Origin of the sequence: Streptomyces sp. NPDC005402, from assembly GCF_040606575.1 — a bacterium.
Lineage (GTDB): Bacteria > Actinomycetota > Actinomycetes > Streptomycetales > Streptomycetaceae > Streptomyces.
Genome location: NZ_JBEXFB010000039.1, coordinates 18,556 through 35,673 on the forward strand (window position 1 = coordinate 18,556; position 17,118 = coordinate 35,673).

Annotated in this window: 19 protein-coding genes; 11 read left to right on the forward strand and 8 right to left on the reverse strand. The window is 70.3% G+C overall.

Translation table 11 applies throughout. The features are described 5' to 3' along the window. The first annotated feature begins 61 nt into the window (after positions 1-61). The 4 genes from ABZT02_RS42310 to cimA all read left to right on the forward strand — a co-directional run bounded on the left by ABZT02_RS42310 (position 62) and on the right by cimA (position 3,804). On the forward strand, positions 62-427 hold the full coding sequence (locus ABZT02_RS42310; RefSeq protein ID WP_356027923.1) for a hypothetical protein: 366 nt from the start codon (positions 62-64) through the stop codon (positions 425-427). Continuing rightward, a complete protein-coding gene (locus tag ABZT02_RS42315; protein WP_356027925.1) occupies positions 424-648 on the forward strand; it encodes a hypothetical protein in 225 nt (74 codons plus the stop codon). The genes ABZT02_RS42310 and ABZT02_RS42315 overlap by 4 nt, the downstream gene beginning before the upstream one ends. Positions 649-674: 26 nt before the next feature. Next, positions 675-1,889 (forward strand): hypothetical protein, encoded by a 1,215-nt coding sequence (locus ABZT02_RS42320; RefSeq protein WP_356027927.1) that lies wholly within the window; start codon positions 675-677, stop codon positions 1,887-1,889. A gap of 310 nt (positions 1,890-2,199) precedes the next feature. Then, complete coding sequence (gene cimA, locus ABZT02_RS42325; RefSeq protein ID WP_356027929.1) at positions 2,200-3,804, forward strand: citramalate synthase; 1,605 nt, start codon at positions 2,200-2,202, stop codon at positions 3,802-3,804. A 12-nt stretch (positions 3,805-3,816) separates the two neighbouring features. Here cimA and ABZT02_RS42330 read toward each other — a convergent pair whose 3' ends face one another. Further along, positions 3,817-4,173 (reverse strand): hypothetical protein, encoded by a 357-nt coding sequence (locus ABZT02_RS42330; protein WP_356027931.1) that lies wholly within the window; start codon positions 4,171-4,173, stop codon positions 3,817-3,819. A 33-nt stretch (positions 4,174-4,206) separates the two neighbouring features. Between ABZT02_RS42330 and ABZT02_RS42335 the strand changes: the two genes are divergently transcribed. Beyond that, positions 4,207-4,341, forward strand: a complete 135-nt coding sequence (locus tag ABZT02_RS42335; protein WP_356027933.1) for a hypothetical protein — start codon at positions 4,207-4,209, stop codon at positions 4,339-4,341. A gap of 277 nt (positions 4,342-4,618) precedes the next feature. Here the strand turns inward: ABZT02_RS42335 and ABZT02_RS42340 are convergent, their stop codons facing one another. Continuing rightward, the gene (locus ABZT02_RS42340) at positions 4,619-4,807 is read right to left on the reverse strand and encodes a DUF397 domain-containing protein (protein WP_356027935.1); all 189 of its coding nucleotides are present in this window, start codon (positions 4,805-4,807) and stop codon (positions 4,619-4,621) included. Beyond that, positions 4,804-5,610: a helix-turn-helix transcriptional regulator gene (locus tag ABZT02_RS42345; protein ID WP_356027937.1), complete on the reverse strand. Its 807-nt coding sequence runs from the start codon at positions 5,608-5,610 to the stop codon at positions 4,804-4,806. The genes ABZT02_RS42340 and ABZT02_RS42345 overlap by 4 nt, the downstream gene beginning before the upstream one ends. A gap of 112 nt (positions 5,611-5,722) precedes the next feature. Here ABZT02_RS42345 and ABZT02_RS42350 point away from each other — a divergent pair, with 112 nt between their 5' ends. From ABZT02_RS42350 to ABZT02_RS42360, 3 genes are all read left to right on the forward strand, one after another. Next, positions 5,723-6,172 (forward strand): ATP-binding protein, encoded by a 450-nt coding sequence (locus ABZT02_RS42350; RefSeq protein ID WP_356027939.1) that lies wholly within the window; start codon positions 5,723-5,725, stop codon positions 6,170-6,172. Between the two features lie 77 nt (positions 6,173-6,249). Next, positions 6,250-9,270 (forward strand): glycoside hydrolase family 3 N-terminal domain-containing protein, encoded by a 3,021-nt coding sequence (locus tag ABZT02_RS42355; protein WP_356027941.1) that lies wholly within the window; start codon positions 6,250-6,252, stop codon positions 9,268-9,270. 49 nt (positions 9,271-9,319) lie between these two features. After that, positions 9,320-10,717 carry a hypothetical protein gene (locus tag ABZT02_RS42360; RefSeq protein ID WP_356027943.1) on the forward strand — a complete coding sequence of 466 codons (1,398 nt, stop codon included), beginning with the start codon at positions 9,320-9,322 and terminating at the stop codon, positions 10,715-10,717. A gap of 281 nt (positions 10,718-10,998) precedes the next feature. Here the strand turns inward: ABZT02_RS42360 and ABZT02_RS42365 are convergent, their stop codons facing one another. Further along, positions 10,999-11,781, reverse strand: a complete 783-nt coding sequence (locus ABZT02_RS42365; protein ID WP_356027945.1) for a serine protease — start codon at positions 11,779-11,781, stop codon at positions 10,999-11,001. Positions 11,782-11,924: 143 nt separating this feature from the next. Beyond that, positions 11,925-12,356: a MarR family transcriptional regulator gene (locus tag ABZT02_RS42370; RefSeq protein WP_356027947.1), complete on the reverse strand. Its 432-nt coding sequence runs from the start codon at positions 12,354-12,356 to the stop codon at positions 11,925-11,927. A gap of 62 nt (positions 12,357-12,418) precedes the next feature. Between ABZT02_RS42370 and ABZT02_RS42375 the strand changes: the two genes are divergently transcribed. Both ABZT02_RS42375 and ABZT02_RS42380 read left to right on the forward strand, forming a co-directional pair. Beyond that, the gene (locus ABZT02_RS42375) at positions 12,419-12,769 is read left to right on the forward strand and encodes a hypothetical protein (protein WP_356027949.1); all 351 of its coding nucleotides are present in this window, start codon (positions 12,419-12,421) and stop codon (positions 12,767-12,769) included. Further along, positions 12,769-13,548 (forward strand): FUSC family protein, encoded by a 780-nt coding sequence (locus ABZT02_RS42380; RefSeq protein ID WP_356027951.1) that lies wholly within the window; start codon positions 12,769-12,771, stop codon positions 13,546-13,548. The genes ABZT02_RS42375 and ABZT02_RS42380 overlap by 1 nt, the downstream gene beginning before the upstream one ends. Here the strand turns inward: ABZT02_RS42380 and ABZT02_RS42385 are convergent. From ABZT02_RS42385 to ABZT02_RS42395, 3 genes are read right to left on the reverse strand one after another with little or no spacing between them, the layout of a single operon-like run. Continuing rightward, positions 13,536-13,757, reverse strand: a complete 222-nt coding sequence (locus ABZT02_RS42385; RefSeq protein WP_356027953.1) for a hypothetical protein — start codon at positions 13,755-13,757, stop codon at positions 13,536-13,538. The genes ABZT02_RS42380 and ABZT02_RS42385 overlap by 13 nt on opposite strands. Before the next feature lie 24 nt (positions 13,758-13,781). After that, a complete protein-coding gene (locus ABZT02_RS42390) occupies positions 13,782-13,973 on the reverse strand; it encodes a hypothetical protein (RefSeq protein ID WP_356027955.1) in 192 nt (63 codons plus the stop codon). Positions 13,974-14,001: 28 nt separating this feature from the next. After that, positions 14,002-14,556: a YceI family protein gene (locus ABZT02_RS42395; RefSeq protein ID WP_356027957.1), complete on the reverse strand. Its 555-nt coding sequence runs from the start codon at positions 14,554-14,556 to the stop codon at positions 14,002-14,004. Positions 14,557-14,690: 134 nt separating this feature from the next. Here ABZT02_RS42395 and ABZT02_RS42400 point away from each other — a divergent pair, with 134 nt between their 5' ends. After that, positions 14,691-17,018: a polysaccharide lyase 8 family protein gene (locus ABZT02_RS42400; RefSeq protein ID WP_356027959.1), complete on the forward strand. Its 2,328-nt coding sequence runs from the start codon at positions 14,691-14,693 to the stop codon at positions 17,016-17,018. The last annotated feature ends 100 nt before the right edge of the window (positions 17,019-17,118 follow it).

Consider the following 17,118-nt stretch of genomic DNA (forward strand, 5'->3'; position numbering starts at 1 on the left):
GACGGTGCCTCCAGCGCCGGCGTCATCACCCCGAACGGCCGCTCCCTGCTGGGAACGGTGGTTGTGCTCACCCTGGCCGGTACCTGTCCGCAACCGCTCGGTCGGCAAGCTCACCAGCCTGCGCTCCTACCAGGGCGTCCGCTTCACCTGGATGGGACAGCCCGTGGGGGATCCCACCTGCCAGTGGCTCACCTTCGCGGCGACCCTGCCCGCCACCGACGCCGATCCGGATCCGCAACCCCGGATCCACCGCTTCAAGTTCAACGGCGGCGACACCGCCGTGGTGAGCGCGCCCACGGGCGGAGCGGCGGGCAACCCGTCCATCAACTACGACGGCCGGTACATCGCCTTCGAGCAGGGCGGCTCCGTGTACGTCCGTGACCTGGACACCGAGCCCTGGAGAAGGCCGCGGCGCACGCGACGGTGACCTTCCTCGGCGCGGACGGCCGCCAGGTCGCCTACCAGCGGGGCCGTGACTCCTACGTCCGTGACCTCGACACCGGCACCACGACCCGGGTCGGCGGCACGGCCGGACACCCCTCGATCAACGCCGAGGGCACGGTCGTCGCGTTCGAGTCGGCGTCACTCGATCTGGTGGAGGGGGACACCGACGGGGTGTCGGACGTGTTCCTGAGGACAGTGCAATGACGACGACCGATCACGGGGGATCAACCATGCACAGCAAGAAGCGCCTCGCGGCCGCGCTCGTGGCGGCCCTCGCCACCGCGGCACTCACGGGACCCGCGGCGAGTGCCGCACCCAGGGCTCCGTACACCGAGCCGGTCAGCGTCACCCCGGAGGGGAAGGCGGGCAACGGCGAGACACGCACCGCGGTCATCAGCCGCAACGGCCGCCACATCGCTCTGTCCTCGGACGCTGAGGACCTGGACCCCGATGTGCCGCACAGCGGTATGTACCTGCGCGACCCGCACACCGGCAAGCTCCGCTTCGCGGGCTTCGGAGGTCTGGTGGCGGTCCTGAACGACGGCCGCTATGTCTACGCCGAGTACGGCCCGGAGTCCTCGGAGGTGTGGATCCACGACATCGAGACGGGCAAGCGGGTCGGGTTCGGGATCGAGGTCCCCGAGGGCTTCGGCGGGCGGCCCGCCGAGATCTCCGTCAGCCCCGGCGGCCGCTATGCCGTCTACACGCTCCAGGACACCGCTGAGCACACCGGCGTGGTCTTCCTGCGCGACCGCGTCAAGGGGACCACCGAGCGCATCAGCCACCCCAGGCCGACCTGGGAACCACGCAACGCCTCCCAGCCCACGGTCAGCGACGACGGGCGCCGGATCGTCTACCAGTACAACTACGCCAACGGCCCGCGCGGCGACGACTGGGGGGACATCTGGATGTACGACCGCGGCACGGGCGAGCACATCCAGATCGACCGCTCCCACGACGGCTCGGGGACCGAGAAGGAGTCACTGAACCCGTCCATCAGCGGCGACGGCCGTACGGTCGTCTTCGAGTCCCGGGACACCCACCTGGTGCCCGGCGACACCGACGCGAGCTGGAACGTGTTCGTGCACACCATCCGCACCGGCACCAACCAGCGCATCCACGGTACCCAGGGCGGCCCCGGCGAGGTCTCCACCCGGAGCGCGGCGATCAGCGCCGACAGCCGCTATCTCACCTTCATGTCGGAGGGGACCGAGCCCGGCAGCCGATACGGCAAGGAGTACCCCGTCTATCTGCGGGACCTTGAGAAGGGCACCACCACGCTCGTCACCCCGGACACCACCGGCGGTACCGCGACGGCCGACGTCCTGCCGGGCCGGATCGCCGACGGCGCCCGCCGGATCCTCTTCCGGTCCTCCGACCCGACGCTGATCCCGGCCGGCGACACCAACGACGGCGCCGACGCGTTCGTACGGCACCTGCGGTGACCAGCACAGTGTTCGCATCCTGAGACGGAGGGTGAGCACGGGGGCGGGCTGTGCCAGACTGCCCCCGTGCTCTCGTTCGCCACGATTATTGGCAGCAGGCGCGCCGGTCCGCAGTGACCGCCACGTACGACCAGGTACGGGCGGACACCGTCGTCTTCGACCCGCGCGCAGACCTCTCGCACCCGCGAGGGGTTTTTCGCTTTTTCTGGCCCACCCTCAGCCAGAAGCGAGAGCGCGAGGGAGTATGTGGAGGCGGTGGAGCCGGTCATTCCGGTACGACCGAGATCCAATCCTCAGGAGCCTTGAGACCATGACCGCAACCAGCGAGCTCGACGATCAGTTCCACGTCTTCGACACCACCCTGCGCGACGGCGCCCAGCGGGAGGGCATCAACCTCACCGTCGCGGACAAGCTGGCCATCGCACGGCACCTGGACGACTTCGGCGTGGGCTTCATCGAGGGCGGCTGGCCCGGCGCCAACCCGCGGGACACCGAGTTCTTCGCCCGCGCCCGCCAGGAGATCGACTTCAAGCACGCCCAGCTCGTCGCCTTCGGCGCGACCCGCCGCGCCGGCGCGAAGGCTTCCGAGGACCCGCAGGTCAAGGCCCTCCTGGACGCCGGCGCGGACGTGATCACCCTGGTCGCCAAGTCGCACGACCGGCACGTCGAGCTCGCCCTCAGGACGACGCTGGACGAGAACCTGGAGATGGTCCGCGACACGGTGTCGTACCTGGTTTCGCAGGATCGCCGGGTCTTCGTCGACTGCGAGCACTTCTTCGACGGCTACCGCGCGAACCCGGAGTACGCCAAGGCCGTCGTACGGGCCGCCTCGGAGGCCGGCGCCTCCGTCGTCATCCTCTGCGACACCAACGGCGGCATGCTCCCGGCCCAGGTCCAGGCGGTCGTCGCGACCGTCCTCGCCGACACCGGAGCCCGGCTCGGCATCCACACCCAGGACGACACCGGCTGCGCGGTCGCCAACACCCTCGCCGCCGTCGACGCGGGCGCGACCCACGTCCAGTGCACGGCCAACGGCTACGGCGAGCGCGTCGGCAACGCGAACCTCTTCCCGGTCGTCGCCGCACTGGAACTCAAGTACGGCAAGAAGGTCCTCCCGGACGGCAAGCTGCGCGAGATGACCCGCATCTCGCACGCGATCGCCGAGGTCGTCAACCTCACCCCCTCCACCCACCAGCCCTACGTCGGCGTCTCGGCCTTCGCCCACAAGGCGGGCCTGCACGCCTCCGCGATCAAGGTCGACCCGGACCTCTACCAGCACATCGATCCCGAGCAGGTCGGCAACACCATGCGGATGCTGGTCTCCGACATGGCGGGCCGCGCCTCGATCGAGCTCAAGGGCAAGGAGCTCGGCATCGACCTCGGCGGCGACCGCGAACTGGTCGGCCGGGTCGTCGAGCGCGTCAAGGAGCGCGAGCTCAAGGGCTACACGTACGAGGCGGCCGACGCCTCCTTCGAACTCCTCCTGCGTGCCGAGGTCCAGGGCAAGCCCCTGAAGTACTTCGGCGTCGAGTCCTGGCGTGCGATCGTCGAGGACCGCCCCGACGGCACCCACGCCAACGAGGCCACCGTCAAGCTCTTCGCCAAGGGCGAGCGCATCGTCGCCACGGCGGAGGGCAACGGCCCGGTCAACGCGCTGGACCGCTCCCTGCGCGTGGCCCTCGAAAAGATCTACCCCCAGCTCGCCAAGCTCGACCTGGTCGACTACAAGGTCCGCATCCTGGAGGGCGTCCACGGCACCTCCTCCACGACCCGCGTCCTGATCTCCACGTCGGACGGCACGGGCGAGTGGTCGACTGTCGGCGTCGCGGAGAACGTGATCGCCGCGTCGTGGCAGGCGCTGGAGGACGCGTACACCTACGGTCTGCTGCGGGCGGGCGTGGAGCCGGCCGAGTAGGTCCGATTCAGGTCAGGCGGCGGGGTGATGCCCCGCCGTACAGGCCGTGCCGCGGGGCGGCGGGATCATCACCGTCGGCCGCGGCCCCTGTGCGGCCACCGAATCCAGCAGCCAGGCCTGCCGTATGCCGTCGATGACTGGGCGGGTGCTGTACGGCGACACGGCCAGTTCCTGACGCGCCTCGGCGAGCAGGTCGGGGTTCCCGTCGGGAGAACGGCGTGCTGCTTCCGCCCGGCGCTGGTTGAAGCCCGGTCTGCCGAAGATGTCCAGCAAGGTGAGGGAGAGATAGGCGTAGGCGGCGGCCTCGTCGATCAGCTGGCGGGCTTCCTCGGGATGCCGATGCCTTCGGTGAGACGACCCTGAACCCACCTGATATGGCGCAGGGGTGGAGCGCCGAGTGACATGAGGAGGACGGCGATTCCCGGGTTCGTGAACCACCAGGGACGGCCCGGCGCGAGGAGCAGCGAGACGCCGGTGACGCTCGCGATCAGGAGCCACATGTACCTGGCGACGTTCCTGAGCGTGATCAGCTCCTGAGGCGACCAGTCCGTCGGCATCGTCCAACGGTGCGCAGCGGCCAGCCGATGGATCTGCCGATACCGGCTGTGCTTGGGCTGACGCAGGCCCTCGCCCAGCACTCTCTCGACGTACGGCGACGAAGACATCGCTTCCGCGACGGCCTCATGTGTGATTGCGGGCCGTAACTCCAGCAACTCGCTCAGTCGTCTGTCACAGAGACATGCGCGAACGCCCTCTGGTAGACGGCCTTCTCACCCTCGTCCACCCACTCGTATGCCCCGACGGCCATGCCCCCTTACACCTGCTTGTCCCGCCGAGCGAGCCCGATGAAGGCGGTCCAAGTGCCCGGCGCCACGGTGAGGGTGGGACCGGTGTTCTTGGAGTCGCGGATGTGGACGGCGGACGGCTGGGCGGCGACCTCGATGCAGTTGCCGCCTTCGCTGCTGCTGTAGCTGGACTTGATCCACTGAAGTGCGGTGCTCATCGTTCTCCTAGCAATCCGTGCACGAGGCGTACGCTCTCGCGCGGCGAGAGGGCCTGTGACCGCAGCATTCCATACTTCAGTTCATAGTCACTGACCTCGTCGGGATCCTCAACGAGGAAGCTGGCACTCTGTACTTCCAGGTAGACCAGACGCTCGTGCCCCGGCGTCACCAGCAGCACCATGGGTCCGCCGAGTCCAGCATGCGGTGTCACGGACGTGGGCATGATCTGAAAGCTCATGTGGGTGGGCTCGGTGTACTCCAGGATCCGGCGGAACTGCTCCCGCATCACCTCCGGACCACCGACGGGCCGCCGGAGGATGCTCTCCTCCAGGACAAAATGGCACACAGGAGGCCGCTCCCGTTGCAGTACCAACTGCCGTTCCATGCGGGCGTTCACCCATTGCTCGGCCGTCTCGGTGCCGATGGCCGGATACCGATAGTTGAAGACAGCGCGGCAGTAGTCCTGTGTCTGGAGCAGTCCGGGAATCGCCAGACTCTCGTAGGACAGGACGCTCAACGCCTCCTGCTCATGATCCACCAACGACTGCGCGAACTGCACCACCTTCTCCCGCACCGGCATCCGCTCCACGAGCAGCGCCAACGCCCCCTTCGTATCCAGCAGTTCGTCGAACTGTTCTGCCCGGTCCGGCTGGAGGGCCAGCCGCCCCTGCTCGATGGACCTCACCGTGTCGACGTGGAGGCTCGCCATCTCGGCGAACTGTTCCTGCGTCAGGCGGGCCTGTTTCCGAAAGTGCGCCACGAGTGCGCCGACCGCCTGCCACGAACCGACCTTCTTCGACATGGTCGTCCCCTTCCCCCGTGCGCACCCCGAGTTCTCGTAGTGAGGTCGTAGCAATCAGAACTACGACCTCACTCACTGCCCCACCCTAGTCACTCCCTGTGACAGTCGCGCCGTGAATCCCCAAGCCCAACTCCTCCACGCCCGCACCGCCCTCTACCCGCGCCACCGCAGGTCAGTAGCCGTGGCCAGAGATCTGACGCGCACCACCCTCACCGGCTGGGGCGTGACCGAGCGGAGCGACGACGTCCTCCTCTGCGTCAGCGAACTCGCCACCAATGCCCTTCTCCACGGCGTCCCGCCCCACCGCTGCTTCCGTCTCGATCTCGCCCTCACCACCGACGGGGTCCTCCGCGTCGAGGTCCACGACAGTGGCCCCGGCGAACTCCGCACCCCGTACACCAGGCCCGACTCGGAACGCGGGCGCGGTCTCCTCCTCGTGGCCGCCGTGGCCGCCGTGGCCGCCGTGGCCGCCGTGGCCGCCGTGGCCGACGAGTGGGGCGTGCGGGAACGGGATCCGGGCAAAGTCGTCTGGTGTGAGTTCAAGGGGTGCCGGGTGTCTTGACGGCCCACTGGGACGTCAGTTCACTCACGGCGTGAGGTAAGTCATGAGTGGACCACGAGAGCCAAGGGGGAAGCTCCATGCGTTCCGTACGAAGAACCGCCCTGCTCGCCTCCGCCACACTGCTGACGGCCCTGTTGCCCGTCCTGAACGCGAGGGCAGCCGACGACCCGCCCCCGGTCCCCGTCGACCGCTTCGAAGGGGAAGTCCCCTTCGCGAATCCGCCCGCAGGCGGCATCTTCACCTGGGGCGGCGACACCGACGACCCGCCAACTCTCGGGCTCGGCACGCGAGATGACGCCCCCGAGGGCGGTCAAGTCCTCTCCGGCTCCTACGACATCAGCGGCTACGGCGGCTTCACGCACGACTTCGCCTTCGCCGAACCCGCCCACGACTGGTCCGCCCACAAGGGCATCCGCTTCTGGTGGGAAGGACAGGACAACGGCAAGAAGGTCGCCTTCGAGCTCAAGGACGGCGGTGCGAACGGCGAGGCCTCCGAGCTGTGGACGACCTCCTTCACCGATGACTGGACGGGCTGGAAACAGGTCGAGATCCCCTTCACCGACTTCGCGTACCGCACCGACTACCAGCCCGTCGGCGGCATCGACCACGTCCTGGGGCTGACCGAGATGTGGGGGTACGCCGTCACCCTCCCCGTCGGCGTCCCGGGCCGGTTCGCCATGGACGGCGTGGAGTTGTACGGCAGGGCCGACCAGTCGCTGCGCGCCTCGGTGCTCACCGACTCCGCCGTCTACCCGGTCGACGAGGGCGGCACGGCCCACGTGAAGGTCACCGTCGCCACCACCGGCTCCGCACCGATCGACGAGCCCGTGACCGTCGCCTACGAGACGGCCGGCGGCTCCGCCTCGAACTCCGACTTCACCCCTCTCAAGGGCGAGTTCACCTTCCCCGCGGGCACCACCTCCGGCACCGCGCGAACCATCCGGGTCCACACCCTCAAGGACAAGGCGGCCGCCGAGACCGCCGAGACCATCCCCCTCAAGCTCACCGTCACCGGCGCCAAGGCCCCCGCCGAGACCCCGCAGGTCGTCATCGACGCGCACGGGCTGCCGTATCTCGACAGCAAACTCCCTGTGCACAAGCGCGTCGCCGACCTGCTCTCCCGCATGTCCCTGAAGGAGAAGGCCGGCCAGATGACCCAGGCCGAGCGCGGAGCCGTCGGGACCGGGGCCGACATCACCGCCGACGACCTCGGCTCGCTGCTCTCCGGCGGCGGCTCGACGCCCACGCCCAACACCCCCGAGGCCTGGGCGAAGATGATCGACTCCTTCCAACTCCGGGCACAGGCAACGCGGTTCCAGATCCCGCTCATCTACGGCGTCGACGCCGTCCACGGTCACAACAACCTGGTCGGCGCCACCGTCATGCCGCACAACATCGGCCTCGGCGCGAGCCGCGACCCCCAACTCGCCCAGAAGACCGGCGCGGTGACCGCCGCCGAGGTCCGGGCCACCGGCATCCCCTGGGACTTCGCCCCCTGCCTCTGCGTCACCCGTGACGAACGCTGGGGCCGCTCCTACGAGTCCTTCGGCGAGGATCCCGCCCTCGTCGAGTCGATGGAGACGGTCATCCAGGGCCTCCAAGGCGCCAGGGACGGCGCCGACCTCCACAGGAACGACAAGGTCCTCGCCACCGCCAAGCACTTCGTCGGCGACGGCGGCACCGCGTACGGCTCCTCCACCACCGGCACCTACACCATCGACCAGGGCGTCACCACGGTCACCCGAAAGCAACTGGAGGCGATCCACCTCGCGCCGTACAAGAGCGCGGTGGACCGTGGCGTCGGCACGGTCATGCCGTCGTACTCCTCGCTCGACGTCGTCGGCGACGGCCTCGGCCCGGTCAAGATGCACGCCCGCGCCGACATGATCAACGGAGTCCTGAAGAACAAGCTCGGCTTCCACGGCTTCGTCATCAGCGACTGGAACGGCATCGACCAGATCCCCGGCGACTACGCGAGCGACGTCCGGACCTCCGTCAACGCCGGCGTCGACATGGTCATGGCCCCCTACGCCTACAAGGACTTCCACACCGCGCTCGTCCAGGAGGTGCGGGCCGGGCGCGTCAGTGAGCGGCGGATCGACGACGCCGTGTCCCGCATCCTCACGCAGAAGTTCAGGCTGGGGCTCTTCGAGAAGCCGTACGCCGACACGAGCGGCGCCTCGAAGATCGGTTCCGCCGGGCACCGGGCCGTGGCGCGCGAGGCGGTCGCCGAGTCGCAGGTGCTGCTGAAGAACAGCGGCGGGCTCCTGCCGCTCAAGAAGTCGCAGAAGGTGTACGTCGCCGGGTCCGACGCCGACGACATCGGCAACCAGAGCGGCGGCTGGACCGTCACCTGGCAGGGCTCCTCCGGCGACATCACCCCCGGCACGACGATCCTGGAGGCGATGCGCAAGAACTCCCCGGCCCTGACGTACTCCAAGGACGCGTCCGCCCCGACCAGCGGCTACGACGTCGGTGTGGTCGTCGTCGGCGAGACCCCGTACGCCGAGGGCGTCGGGGACGTCGGCAACGGCCATGACCTGGAGCTGTCCGCCGCAGACCGGGCCGCCGTCGACAAGGTGTGCGCGGCCATGAAGTGCGCGGTGCTGATCGTCTCCGGACGGCCGCAGCTCATCGGCGACCGGCTCGGCGACATCGACGCCCTGGTCGCCTCCTGGCTGCCGGGGACCGAGGGCGACGGCGTCGCGGACGTCCTGTACGGCAGGCGTGCCTTCACCGGCCGGCTGCCCGTCACCTGGCCCAGGTCGCAGACCCAGCTGCCGATCAACGTCGGCGACCCGACGTACGACCCGCAGTTCCCGTACGGCTGGGGCCTGACCACACTCACCAAGGTCCCGGAGGGCGGGGCGGCCACGCTCAGGGCGCTCGGGACCGCGGCCAGGGCGGCCGAACGGGCCGGTGCCGACGACCGGGGCCGCGCTCTCGTCGAGAAGGCCCGGCTGATCGTCCAGCGGAAGACGGACCGGCGCATGACGGCCGCCGTCGCGGCACCCTTCGCCGACGCCGATCACCTCCTTCTGACCGGCCGCTACGGAGAGGCGGTGCGGAAGCTGACGCAGGCGTACCGGGCGGCCTGAGGGGCGGCCGGACAGGCCTCTTTCGGGGGGCTTCGGGTAGCGTCGAAGTATGAAGGCCATCGCGCAGGCCGTAGTACGGACCCGAAGCCTTCCGGGGCTGCTGTTCGCCCTGGTGCTTGCGGCCCTGGCCGTCCTGGCGGCGGCCGCCCCGCCCGTCTCGGCCACGACGACTGCGGAGCCCGCGACGAGCGTCTCGGCGATCGGCCAGGCCCTTCGCAGGAGTCCCGTGTACGTCGATCCGGCCGCCGCGGCCCAGCTGTCCGCCAAGGACGCGGACGCCCTGGCGGACCGGATCACCAAGGCGGACAAGCCGCTGTTCGTCGCGGTGCTGCCCGCCGACTACCCGAAGCAGGACCTGTTCACCAAGCTGCGCACGGCGACCGGCATCACCGGCGTCTACGCGGTCCGGCTGGGCGACGCCTTCGACGCCCGCGCCGACTCCTCGGTCCTGCCGAACGCGGCCGTACGGAACCTGGTGACCACCGTCGAGGGCGAGGACACCCGCGCCCAGCTGACCGACTTCACCGCCGCCGCGGTCACCAACATGGGTGGCTCGGCCCCGTCGACCTGGTCGTCCGCGGACGACGGAGGCGGTGTCTCGTCCACGGCACTGATCACGGTCGGCGCGGTGCTCGTGGCGGGCGGCGCGGGCGCGTACACGCTGGTGCGGCGCAACCGGCGCCGGCACGCGGAGGAGCAGCGGGCCGCGCTGGAGCAGCTGCGGGTGGTGGTGGACGAGGACATCACGGCGTTCGGCGAGGAGCTGGACCGGCTGGACTTCCATCCGGCCGAGGCGGGCGCCGACGACGCGATGCGCGCGGACTACGAGCGGGCGCTGGACGCGTACGAGCAGGCCAAGTCGTTCATGGGGGCGGCCACGAGACCCGAGGACGTGAGGACGGTCACCCAGACGCTGGAGGACGGCCGCTTCTCACTGGCCCAGCTCGCGGCGCGCCGCGAGGGCCGGCCGCTTCCCGAGCGCCGGGTTCCCTGCTTCTTCGACCCCCGCCACGGCCCCTCCGTCACCGACGCCACCTGGACGCCGCCGGGCGGTGCCCCGCGCGAGGTCCCGGTCTGCGCCGCGGACGCCACCCGCCTGGCCGACGGCCGCGACCCGGTGATGCGTGAGGTCGACACCGACCAGGGCCGCCGCCCCTACTGGGACGCGGGCCCGGCCTACGGCCCCTGGGCAGGCGGCTACTTCGGCGGCGGCCTCCTCCCCGGGCTGCTGGTCGGCACGGTCCTCGGCAGCATGATGGCCACGCCCGCCTACGCGGCCGACTACGGCTCCGGTTACGGCGACTTCGGCGGCGGCTACGAGGGCGGCGACCTCTCCGGCTCGGACTTCGACTCCGGGGACTTCGGAGACTTCGGCGGGGGCGGCGACTTCGGAGGCGGCGGAGACTTCGGCGGAGGGGGAGGGGACTTCGGAGGCGGCGGCTTCTGAGCGAGGGCCCGCATGACAATGCAGCCCGTCCAGTTATTCAGCCCGTCCAGTAATCCAACCCGTTCAGTTATCCAACCCCTCGGCAATCCAACCCCTCCGCCTAATCCAGCCCCTCCGGCGTTTGAGGAGCGGGGGCCCGGGGGCTGGCCCCCGGAAACGGGGGGGCGAAGGGGGCAGCGCCCCCTGAAGGACGGGACGGGTAGGGGCGGCGGGGGCGGAAAACCGCAGGCCCGGCACCAACGCACCGGACCCGCGGAAGACCGTACGAGACCCGCGTCACCTCACAGCGACGCAGCCGCCGAAGCGATGGCCGAGGCGAACGTGGACACCTCGGTGTAGACCCCGGGTGCGTTCGCCCGGGCGCACCCTATGCCCCAGCTCACGATGCCCACCTGCACCCACGCGTTCGCCGAGTCGCGCCGGAACATCGGCCCGCCGGAGTCTCCCTGGCAGGTGTCGACCCCACCCGAGGCGTACCCCGCGCAGATCTCCTCGTTGGCGATGAGCCCGCTGTACCCGCTGTATCCCCGGCAGGTCGCGTCGCTCACGAACGGCACGGTGGCCTTCAGCAGATACCGCTGCTGAGCCCCGCCCTCGGTGGCCGCACCCCACCCCGCGACCGTGAAGGTCCCGGTGTTGTACTGCGTCGTCGTCGCGATCTTCAGCGTGGGAAGGTTGATCGGCGAGGCGAGCTTGATGAGCGCCCAGTCCTTGCCGTCCCCGTTGTATCCGGGCGCCCGGTAGACGTACGTCGACCTGACCTGGACCCGCCCGGTGCTCGACTGGAGGTCGACGGTACCCGCGGTCGCGGTGATGCCGGTGTTCGCCCCGGTCCCGTTCACGCAGTGCGCGGCGGTGAGCACAATCTGCTGGGTGTACAGCGCCCCGCCGCACCCCATGGACAGCCGCACCATGAACGGGAACTCGCCCTGTGCGGCACGGCTGCCGCCGACGACGGGCGAGGGCGCGGCCTGCGCGGCCGACACGGGCTGGAGACTGGCGATCGCGAGCGCGGCGGCTCCGACCGCCAGACATCTCTTGAGGGCGGTGAGGAGTCTCTTCAAGGTGATGCCTCCCAGGTGGGGGTGGCTTTGACGTGCTCATGCCAATCAGGGCCATAAAAGGAACGCCCAAGTTATGACATGGGCCGGTCAAATCTGTTGATGGATTATGGGAATCCTGTGACCTCGCGCACAAGGAGTGCGATTCAGCCAGGCGTCTCCGTGTCGGCGACCCGCTCCATCAACTCCGCGGCCAGCTCCAGCACCCCGCGCTCGGTGGCGCTCAAGGAAGCCAACGCCCCCGCCAGCCACGCGTCCCGCTCGGCCATGTCCCGCTCCAGCGCCAGCCGCCCCGCCTCCGTGGCGGACAGCACGGACTGACGCCGGTCCACGGTCCCGGCCTCGCGTGCCACCAGCCCCTCGGCCTCCAGCTCGGCGAAGACCCGGGTGAGCGACTGCGGTCGCTGCCGCAGCGCCGCCGCGACCTCGCCAGGGGTGGCGGGCCCGTGCCGATGGAGGTGCCCGAGCACTTCCAACTGGCTCGGAGGGAGGCTGCCGTCACCGCGCTCCTGCCGAAGCCGCCGGTTCAGTCGCACGACGCCCCGACGGATACGGGCGGCGGAGGCGAGGGATTCCATGGGTAAATCGTACGCAGATACTTACTACCTGCGCCTCGCCCAATGGCCGTACTCTCGCTCAAGTGACGGTCAAACTCATACGCAACGCGTACGAAGCCGCTCTGACCATGACCTCCGTGCTGCTCTCCTGGTCTCTCGCCCTCTGTCTGGAGGCGGTCGCCGGACTGCACACCGATGTCCTCGTCCTCGCGGTCGCCCTCACCCTCACCCTGGCCGGAACCCAGCGCACCGCGGACATCCGCCGCCGACTCATCGCGCTCGCGTTGCTGCCCGCGACGGCGGCGGTCTCGATCCCGGTCGGCCGACTGATCTCCGCGCACTTTGTTCTCGGCGCGGCCGTCTTCACGGCCGGGATCTCGGCCCCGTCTGGATCCGCCGCTACGGCCCCACCGCCACGAAGGCGGGCACCCTGATGACCCTCCCGTTCGTCGCCCTCCTGGTCGTCCCCGGACCGGCGCTGCCGCCCAAGGCCCAGGGCGCGCTGGTGAGTTGGGCCTGGGCGGCGTTGATAGGGGTGCTCGCGGTGTGCTGTGTGTGGCTGGTGCAGGGGCTGGGAGACCGGTACGGTCCCTGGCGGCCCGATCCCGAGCCGCCGAATCCGGCGCCCCGCCGCCCGTCCCGTCTCCGCCCGCGCCCGAGTACCCGCATGGCGTTGCAGATGGCGGCCGCGATCGCCGCCGCCTTCGTCGCCGGCCGGCTCCTCTTCGACGACCACTGGCCCTGGGCGGTCCTGACGGCGTACGTCGCCGCGAGCGGCAACCGCGGCCGAACGGACGTCGTACGCAAGGGAATCGAGCGCCTCGCGGGGGCCTGTGCGGGCACCGTGCTGGCGACCGGTGTCGCCGCGGCCGGGATCACCGGCCCGGACTCGGTGGTCCTGATGTTCACGGTCCTGGCGATCGCCCTGTGGCTGCGCCCCCTCAACTACGCCTACTGGGCGGCCGGGATGACCACCGCGCTCTCGCTCCTCCTGGCCTGGTTCGGCCAGGACGCGACGAGCCTCCTGCCCATCCGCCTCGCGGCGATCGCGGTCGGCGCCGTACTTACGGTGGCATCGGCGTGGTGGCTGCTGCCGGTCCCGAAACGGCGGACGGCGACACGGGGTGCCGTGCGGCCGAACGAGGCGGGCCGTGCCACGGGGAACCCGGCCGAGCCCGCCGTCCTGCGGTCCGGCGCCGCTCAGGACACCTGACGGCCGAGCGCGTACCGCTCCCCGGCGGCATGCCACCACCCCGGCGGTGAGGGCCCGTCGACCACGGAGGACGGCTGGCCCGGGTGCAACCCGAGCCGCCACAACGCCTCCGCGGCCACGTCCACCGTGAACCACCCCCGCCACCGCCCGTCCTCCCCGGGCCCGCACGCGAGACCGAACCGCACCTCGCGCTCGACGACGAAGGGCATCCAGTCGATCCCGCGCTCCCGCAGTCAAGCCCGCACGGCGGCCAGGGGGGTCGGGCGGCCGCGGACGTTCTCGTACGACGCGACGGTGATCCAGGCGGGGGTGTTGGTCATACGGCCCATGATGCGGCGATACGACCGCGCGGCGCACGCCTGTTGAGCACTACGGCCACCGGTCTCTCCGGCACCCACGGCTCCGTACAGCGGTACGACCTGCATCCGCACCACCTGATCCGCGGCAAAGGCGTCAGGCGTTCTTGATCGCGGAGATGTCGAAGGTCAGCTTGATCTTGTCGGAGATCAGGACACCGCCCGTCTCCAGGGCCGCGTTCCAGGTCAGGCCCCACTCGGAGCGCTTGATCTCCGCCTTGCCCTCGAAGCCCACGCGCTCGTTGCCGAACGGGTCCTTCGCGGCGCCGTTGAACTCGAGGTCGATGGTGAGCGGCTTGGTGGTGCCGAGGATCGTCAGGTCGCCGGTGATGCGGTAGTCCTCGTCGCCGAGCGCCTCCGCCTTGGTGGAGCGGAAGGTCATCGTCGGGAACTCCTCGATCTTGAAGAAGTCCGCGCTCTTGAGGTGCCCGTCGCGGTCCTCGGACCCGGTGTCGATGCTGTCCATCTTGACGTCGATGGAGGCCGTCGACGCGGACGGGTCGCCGCCGTCCAGGTGCAGCGAGCCGCTGAACTCGTCGAACTTGCCCTTGACGTTGGTGACCATGGCGTGCCGGACGGTGAAGCCGATCGTGGAGTGGGCGGTGTCGATCGTGTAGTCGCCGGTCAGTGCGGTCAGGTCGGTGTTCGCCATGACGGAGCTCCTTGGAGTGAGGATGTTGAATCTTGAACCACTCAACGCGAACGACCGTAGACCTATTCCATACAGGTTTCAACATCATCCGCGCGGTGTTGGCGCGATCGCCCCGCGGTGGTACATGGCCCGTTATGAACCCGCAGCGCAGAGCCCCCGTGCGACCCACTCGCAGAGCCGTCTTACTCGCGGCGGCGCTCCTGGCCACCGCCGCCCCGCCCGCCCGCGCCGACGCGGCCGACCCCTACGGCACCCTCCGCCGGCGCTGGCTCGACATCGCCCTCGGCACCGGTTACGACCCGGCGTCGGAGCCGTACGCCTCCCGCCTCGCCGAGACCGGCGAGCTCGCCCGCGGCTTCCGCGCCACCATGGCCCCGACGCCCACCTCCCTCTGGGCCGGCCTGCCCTACGACCCCCCGGGCGGCATCACCCGGAGCTACAGCCGCCTGTGGACGATGACCCAGGCCTACGTCCAGCGGGGCACCGGCTCGACCGGCGACGAGACGCTCCTCGCGGACGTCCTCGGCGGCCTCGACCACCTCTCCGCCACCGTCTACAACCCCTCCACCACCCGGTACGGCAACTGGTGGGAATGGCAGATCGGCAGCCCCCGCCTCCTCATGGACATCACGGCCGCCCTCCACGACCACCTCACGGACGCTCAGAAGACCGCGGCCTGCGCCGCCGTCGACCACTTCATCCCCGACACCATGCTCACCGACTACTCCGGCACCTCCACCGGCGCCAACCGCGTCGACCTCTGCCGCTCCGTCGCCCTGCGCGGCATCCTCGGCAGGGCCCCCGACCGGATCACCCTCGCCAGAGACGCCCTCTCGCCGGTCTTCCCGTACGTCACGAAGGGAGACGGTCTCTACGCCGACGGCTCCTTCGTCCAGCACACCTGGGTCGCCTACTCCGGCACCTACGGCCAGGTCATGCTCGACGGTCTCGGCCGTCTCTTCGCCCTTCTCGCGGGCTCCGAGTGGGAGGTGACCGACCCGAACAGGCAGACCGTCCTCGACAGCGTCGAGCACGCCTACGCCCCCTTGATCCACGACGGGTTGGTGATGGACAGCGTCAACGGCCGTGCCATCAGCCGCGGTTACCTCAAGAGCGACGACCGCCATGTGATGCGCGGCGACCATTACCACGGCCAGGGGGTCATCGCCGCCATCGCGCTGCTCGCGGGCGGGGCGAGCGAGGAGGAGCGGACCCGCTGGCACGGCCTGGTGAAGGGCTGGATCGAACGGGACACGGTCACGCCGATTCTGGCGGCACCTCAGTTCGGGGTCGCCGACCTCGCCCGGCTGCACGCGGTGGCCGCCTCCTCCGTCCCGGCCGTCCCCGAACCCGTCGGGCACACACTCTTCGCCGCCATGGACAGAGCCGTCCACCGCCGCCCCGGCTTCGTCGCGAACATCGCCATGGCCAGCGACCGCATCGCCGCCTACGAATGCGGCAACGGCGAGAACCCGCGCGGCTGGCACACCGGCGCCGGAATGCTCTCCTGGTGGGCCGCGGGCCGCAGTGATCAGTACACGGACTGGTACTGGCCCACCGTCGACTGGTACCGCCTCCCGGGGACGACCGTCTCCACCAAGCGCCTTCCCGACCGGGCCGGCGGCGAGTGGGGCGAGCCCAAGCCGGACGTCCGCTGGGTCGGCGGCACGACCGACGGCGAGTACGCGGCGATCGGCCAGCACCTCAAGGGGCTGGGGTCGACGCTGGAGGCCCGCACGTCGTGGTTCTGCGTCGCGGACGCGGTGATCTGCCTCGGCGCGGGCATCACCTGCGCCGACGGCGTCCCGGTCGAGACCATCGTCGACAACCGCAACCTGGGGGAGGGCGGCACCCAGTCCTTCGCGCGGGGGCGGGGCTGGGCGCATCTGGAGGGGCACGGAGGCTGGCTCGTCCCCGATGGCCTGCACACCCTGCGCGAGGACCGCACCGGCGCCTGGTCCGACATCAACACCTCCAGTACGACCGAACGGCGCACCCGGCGCTGGCAGACCCTCTGGCTCGACCACGGCACCGACCCCGTCGACGCCTCGTACGCCTATGTCCTGCTGCCCGGCGCCTCCCGCCGCACCGTCGCCGCTCGCGCCGCCGACCGGCACTGGCTGTCGGTCCTCGCCAACGACAGCACGTGTCAGGCCGTCCGCGTCGACCGCCTGGGCCTGACCGCCGCGAACTTCTGGCGGGCCGGTACGGCGGGCCCGCTCACCGCGTCGGCGGGGGCGAGCGTGCTGGTCCGCCGCAGCGGCCGTACCGCTACCCTCTGCGTCGGCGAGCCACCCCGTTCGGGCGAACCGCTGGAGATCGTCTGGAACCGGCCCGTGCGCTCGGTCGTGCGGGCCGACGACACGGTCGAGGTGCTTGCCACCGGCCGCCTGCTGCACCTGCGCGTCACTCCGGGGAAGGCATGCGCCCCACACGGATGTGAGGTGGCTCTCACGCTCTGACTTTGTTCGACCCCTACAAGCAGCAGGCCCCCTGAGCAGTCAGAACGCCTGCATGCTTCCAGGGTTCTGTTCGGTCGCACCAGGAAAACGGGCCGGAGAC

What these genes read in the sequence shown, in the direction of transcription:
- ABZT02_RS42320 (WP_356027927.1), top strand. Translation starts at nt 675, where the DNA reads ATGCACAGCAAGAAGCGCCTCGCGGCCGCGCTCGTGGCGGCCCTCGCC.
- cimA (WP_356027929.1), top strand. Translation starts at nt 2,200, where the DNA reads ATGACCGCAACCAGCGAGCTCGACGATCAGTTCCACGTCTTCGACACC.
- ABZT02_RS42335 (WP_356027933.1), top strand. Translation starts at nt 4,207, where the DNA reads ATGAGGAGGACGGCGATTCCCGGGTTCGTGAACCACCAGGGACGGCCC.
- ABZT02_RS42340 (WP_356027935.1), bottom strand. Translation starts at nt 4,807, where the DNA reads ATGAGCACCGCACTTCAGTGGATCAAGTCCAGCTACAGCAGCAGCGAA.
- ABZT02_RS42345 (WP_356027937.1), bottom strand. Translation starts at nt 5,610, where the DNA reads ATGTCGAAGAAGGTCGGTTCGTGGCAGGCGGTCGGCGCACTCGTGGCG.
- ABZT02_RS42355 (WP_356027941.1), top strand. Translation starts at nt 6,250, where the DNA reads ATGCGTTCCGTACGAAGAACCGCCCTGCTCGCCTCCGCCACACTGCTG.
- ABZT02_RS42360 (WP_356027943.1), top strand. Translation starts at nt 9,320, where the DNA reads ATGAAGGCCATCGCGCAGGCCGTAGTACGGACCCGAAGCCTTCCGGGG.
- ABZT02_RS42370 (WP_356027947.1), bottom strand. Translation starts at nt 12,356, where the DNA reads ATGGAATCCCTCGCCTCCGCCGCCCGTATCCGTCGGGGCGTCGTGCGA.
- ABZT02_RS42380 (WP_356027951.1), top strand. Translation starts at nt 12,769, where the DNA reads ATGACCCTCCCGTTCGTCGCCCTCCTGGTCGTCCCCGGACCGGCGCTG.
- ABZT02_RS42385 (WP_356027953.1), bottom strand. Translation starts at nt 13,757, where the DNA reads ATGCCCTTCGTCGTCGAGCGCGAGGTGCGGTTCGGTCTCGCGTGCGGG.
- ABZT02_RS42390 (WP_356027955.1), bottom strand. Translation starts at nt 13,973, where the DNA reads ATGCAGGTCGTACCGCTGTACGGAGCCGTGGGTGCCGGAGAGACCGGT.
- ABZT02_RS42395 (WP_356027957.1), bottom strand. Translation starts at nt 14,556, where the DNA reads ATGGCGAACACCGACCTGACCGCACTGACCGGCGACTACACGATCGAC.
- ABZT02_RS42400 (WP_356027959.1), top strand. Translation starts at nt 14,691, where the DNA reads ATGAACCCGCAGCGCAGAGCCCCCGTGCGACCCACTCGCAGAGCCGTC.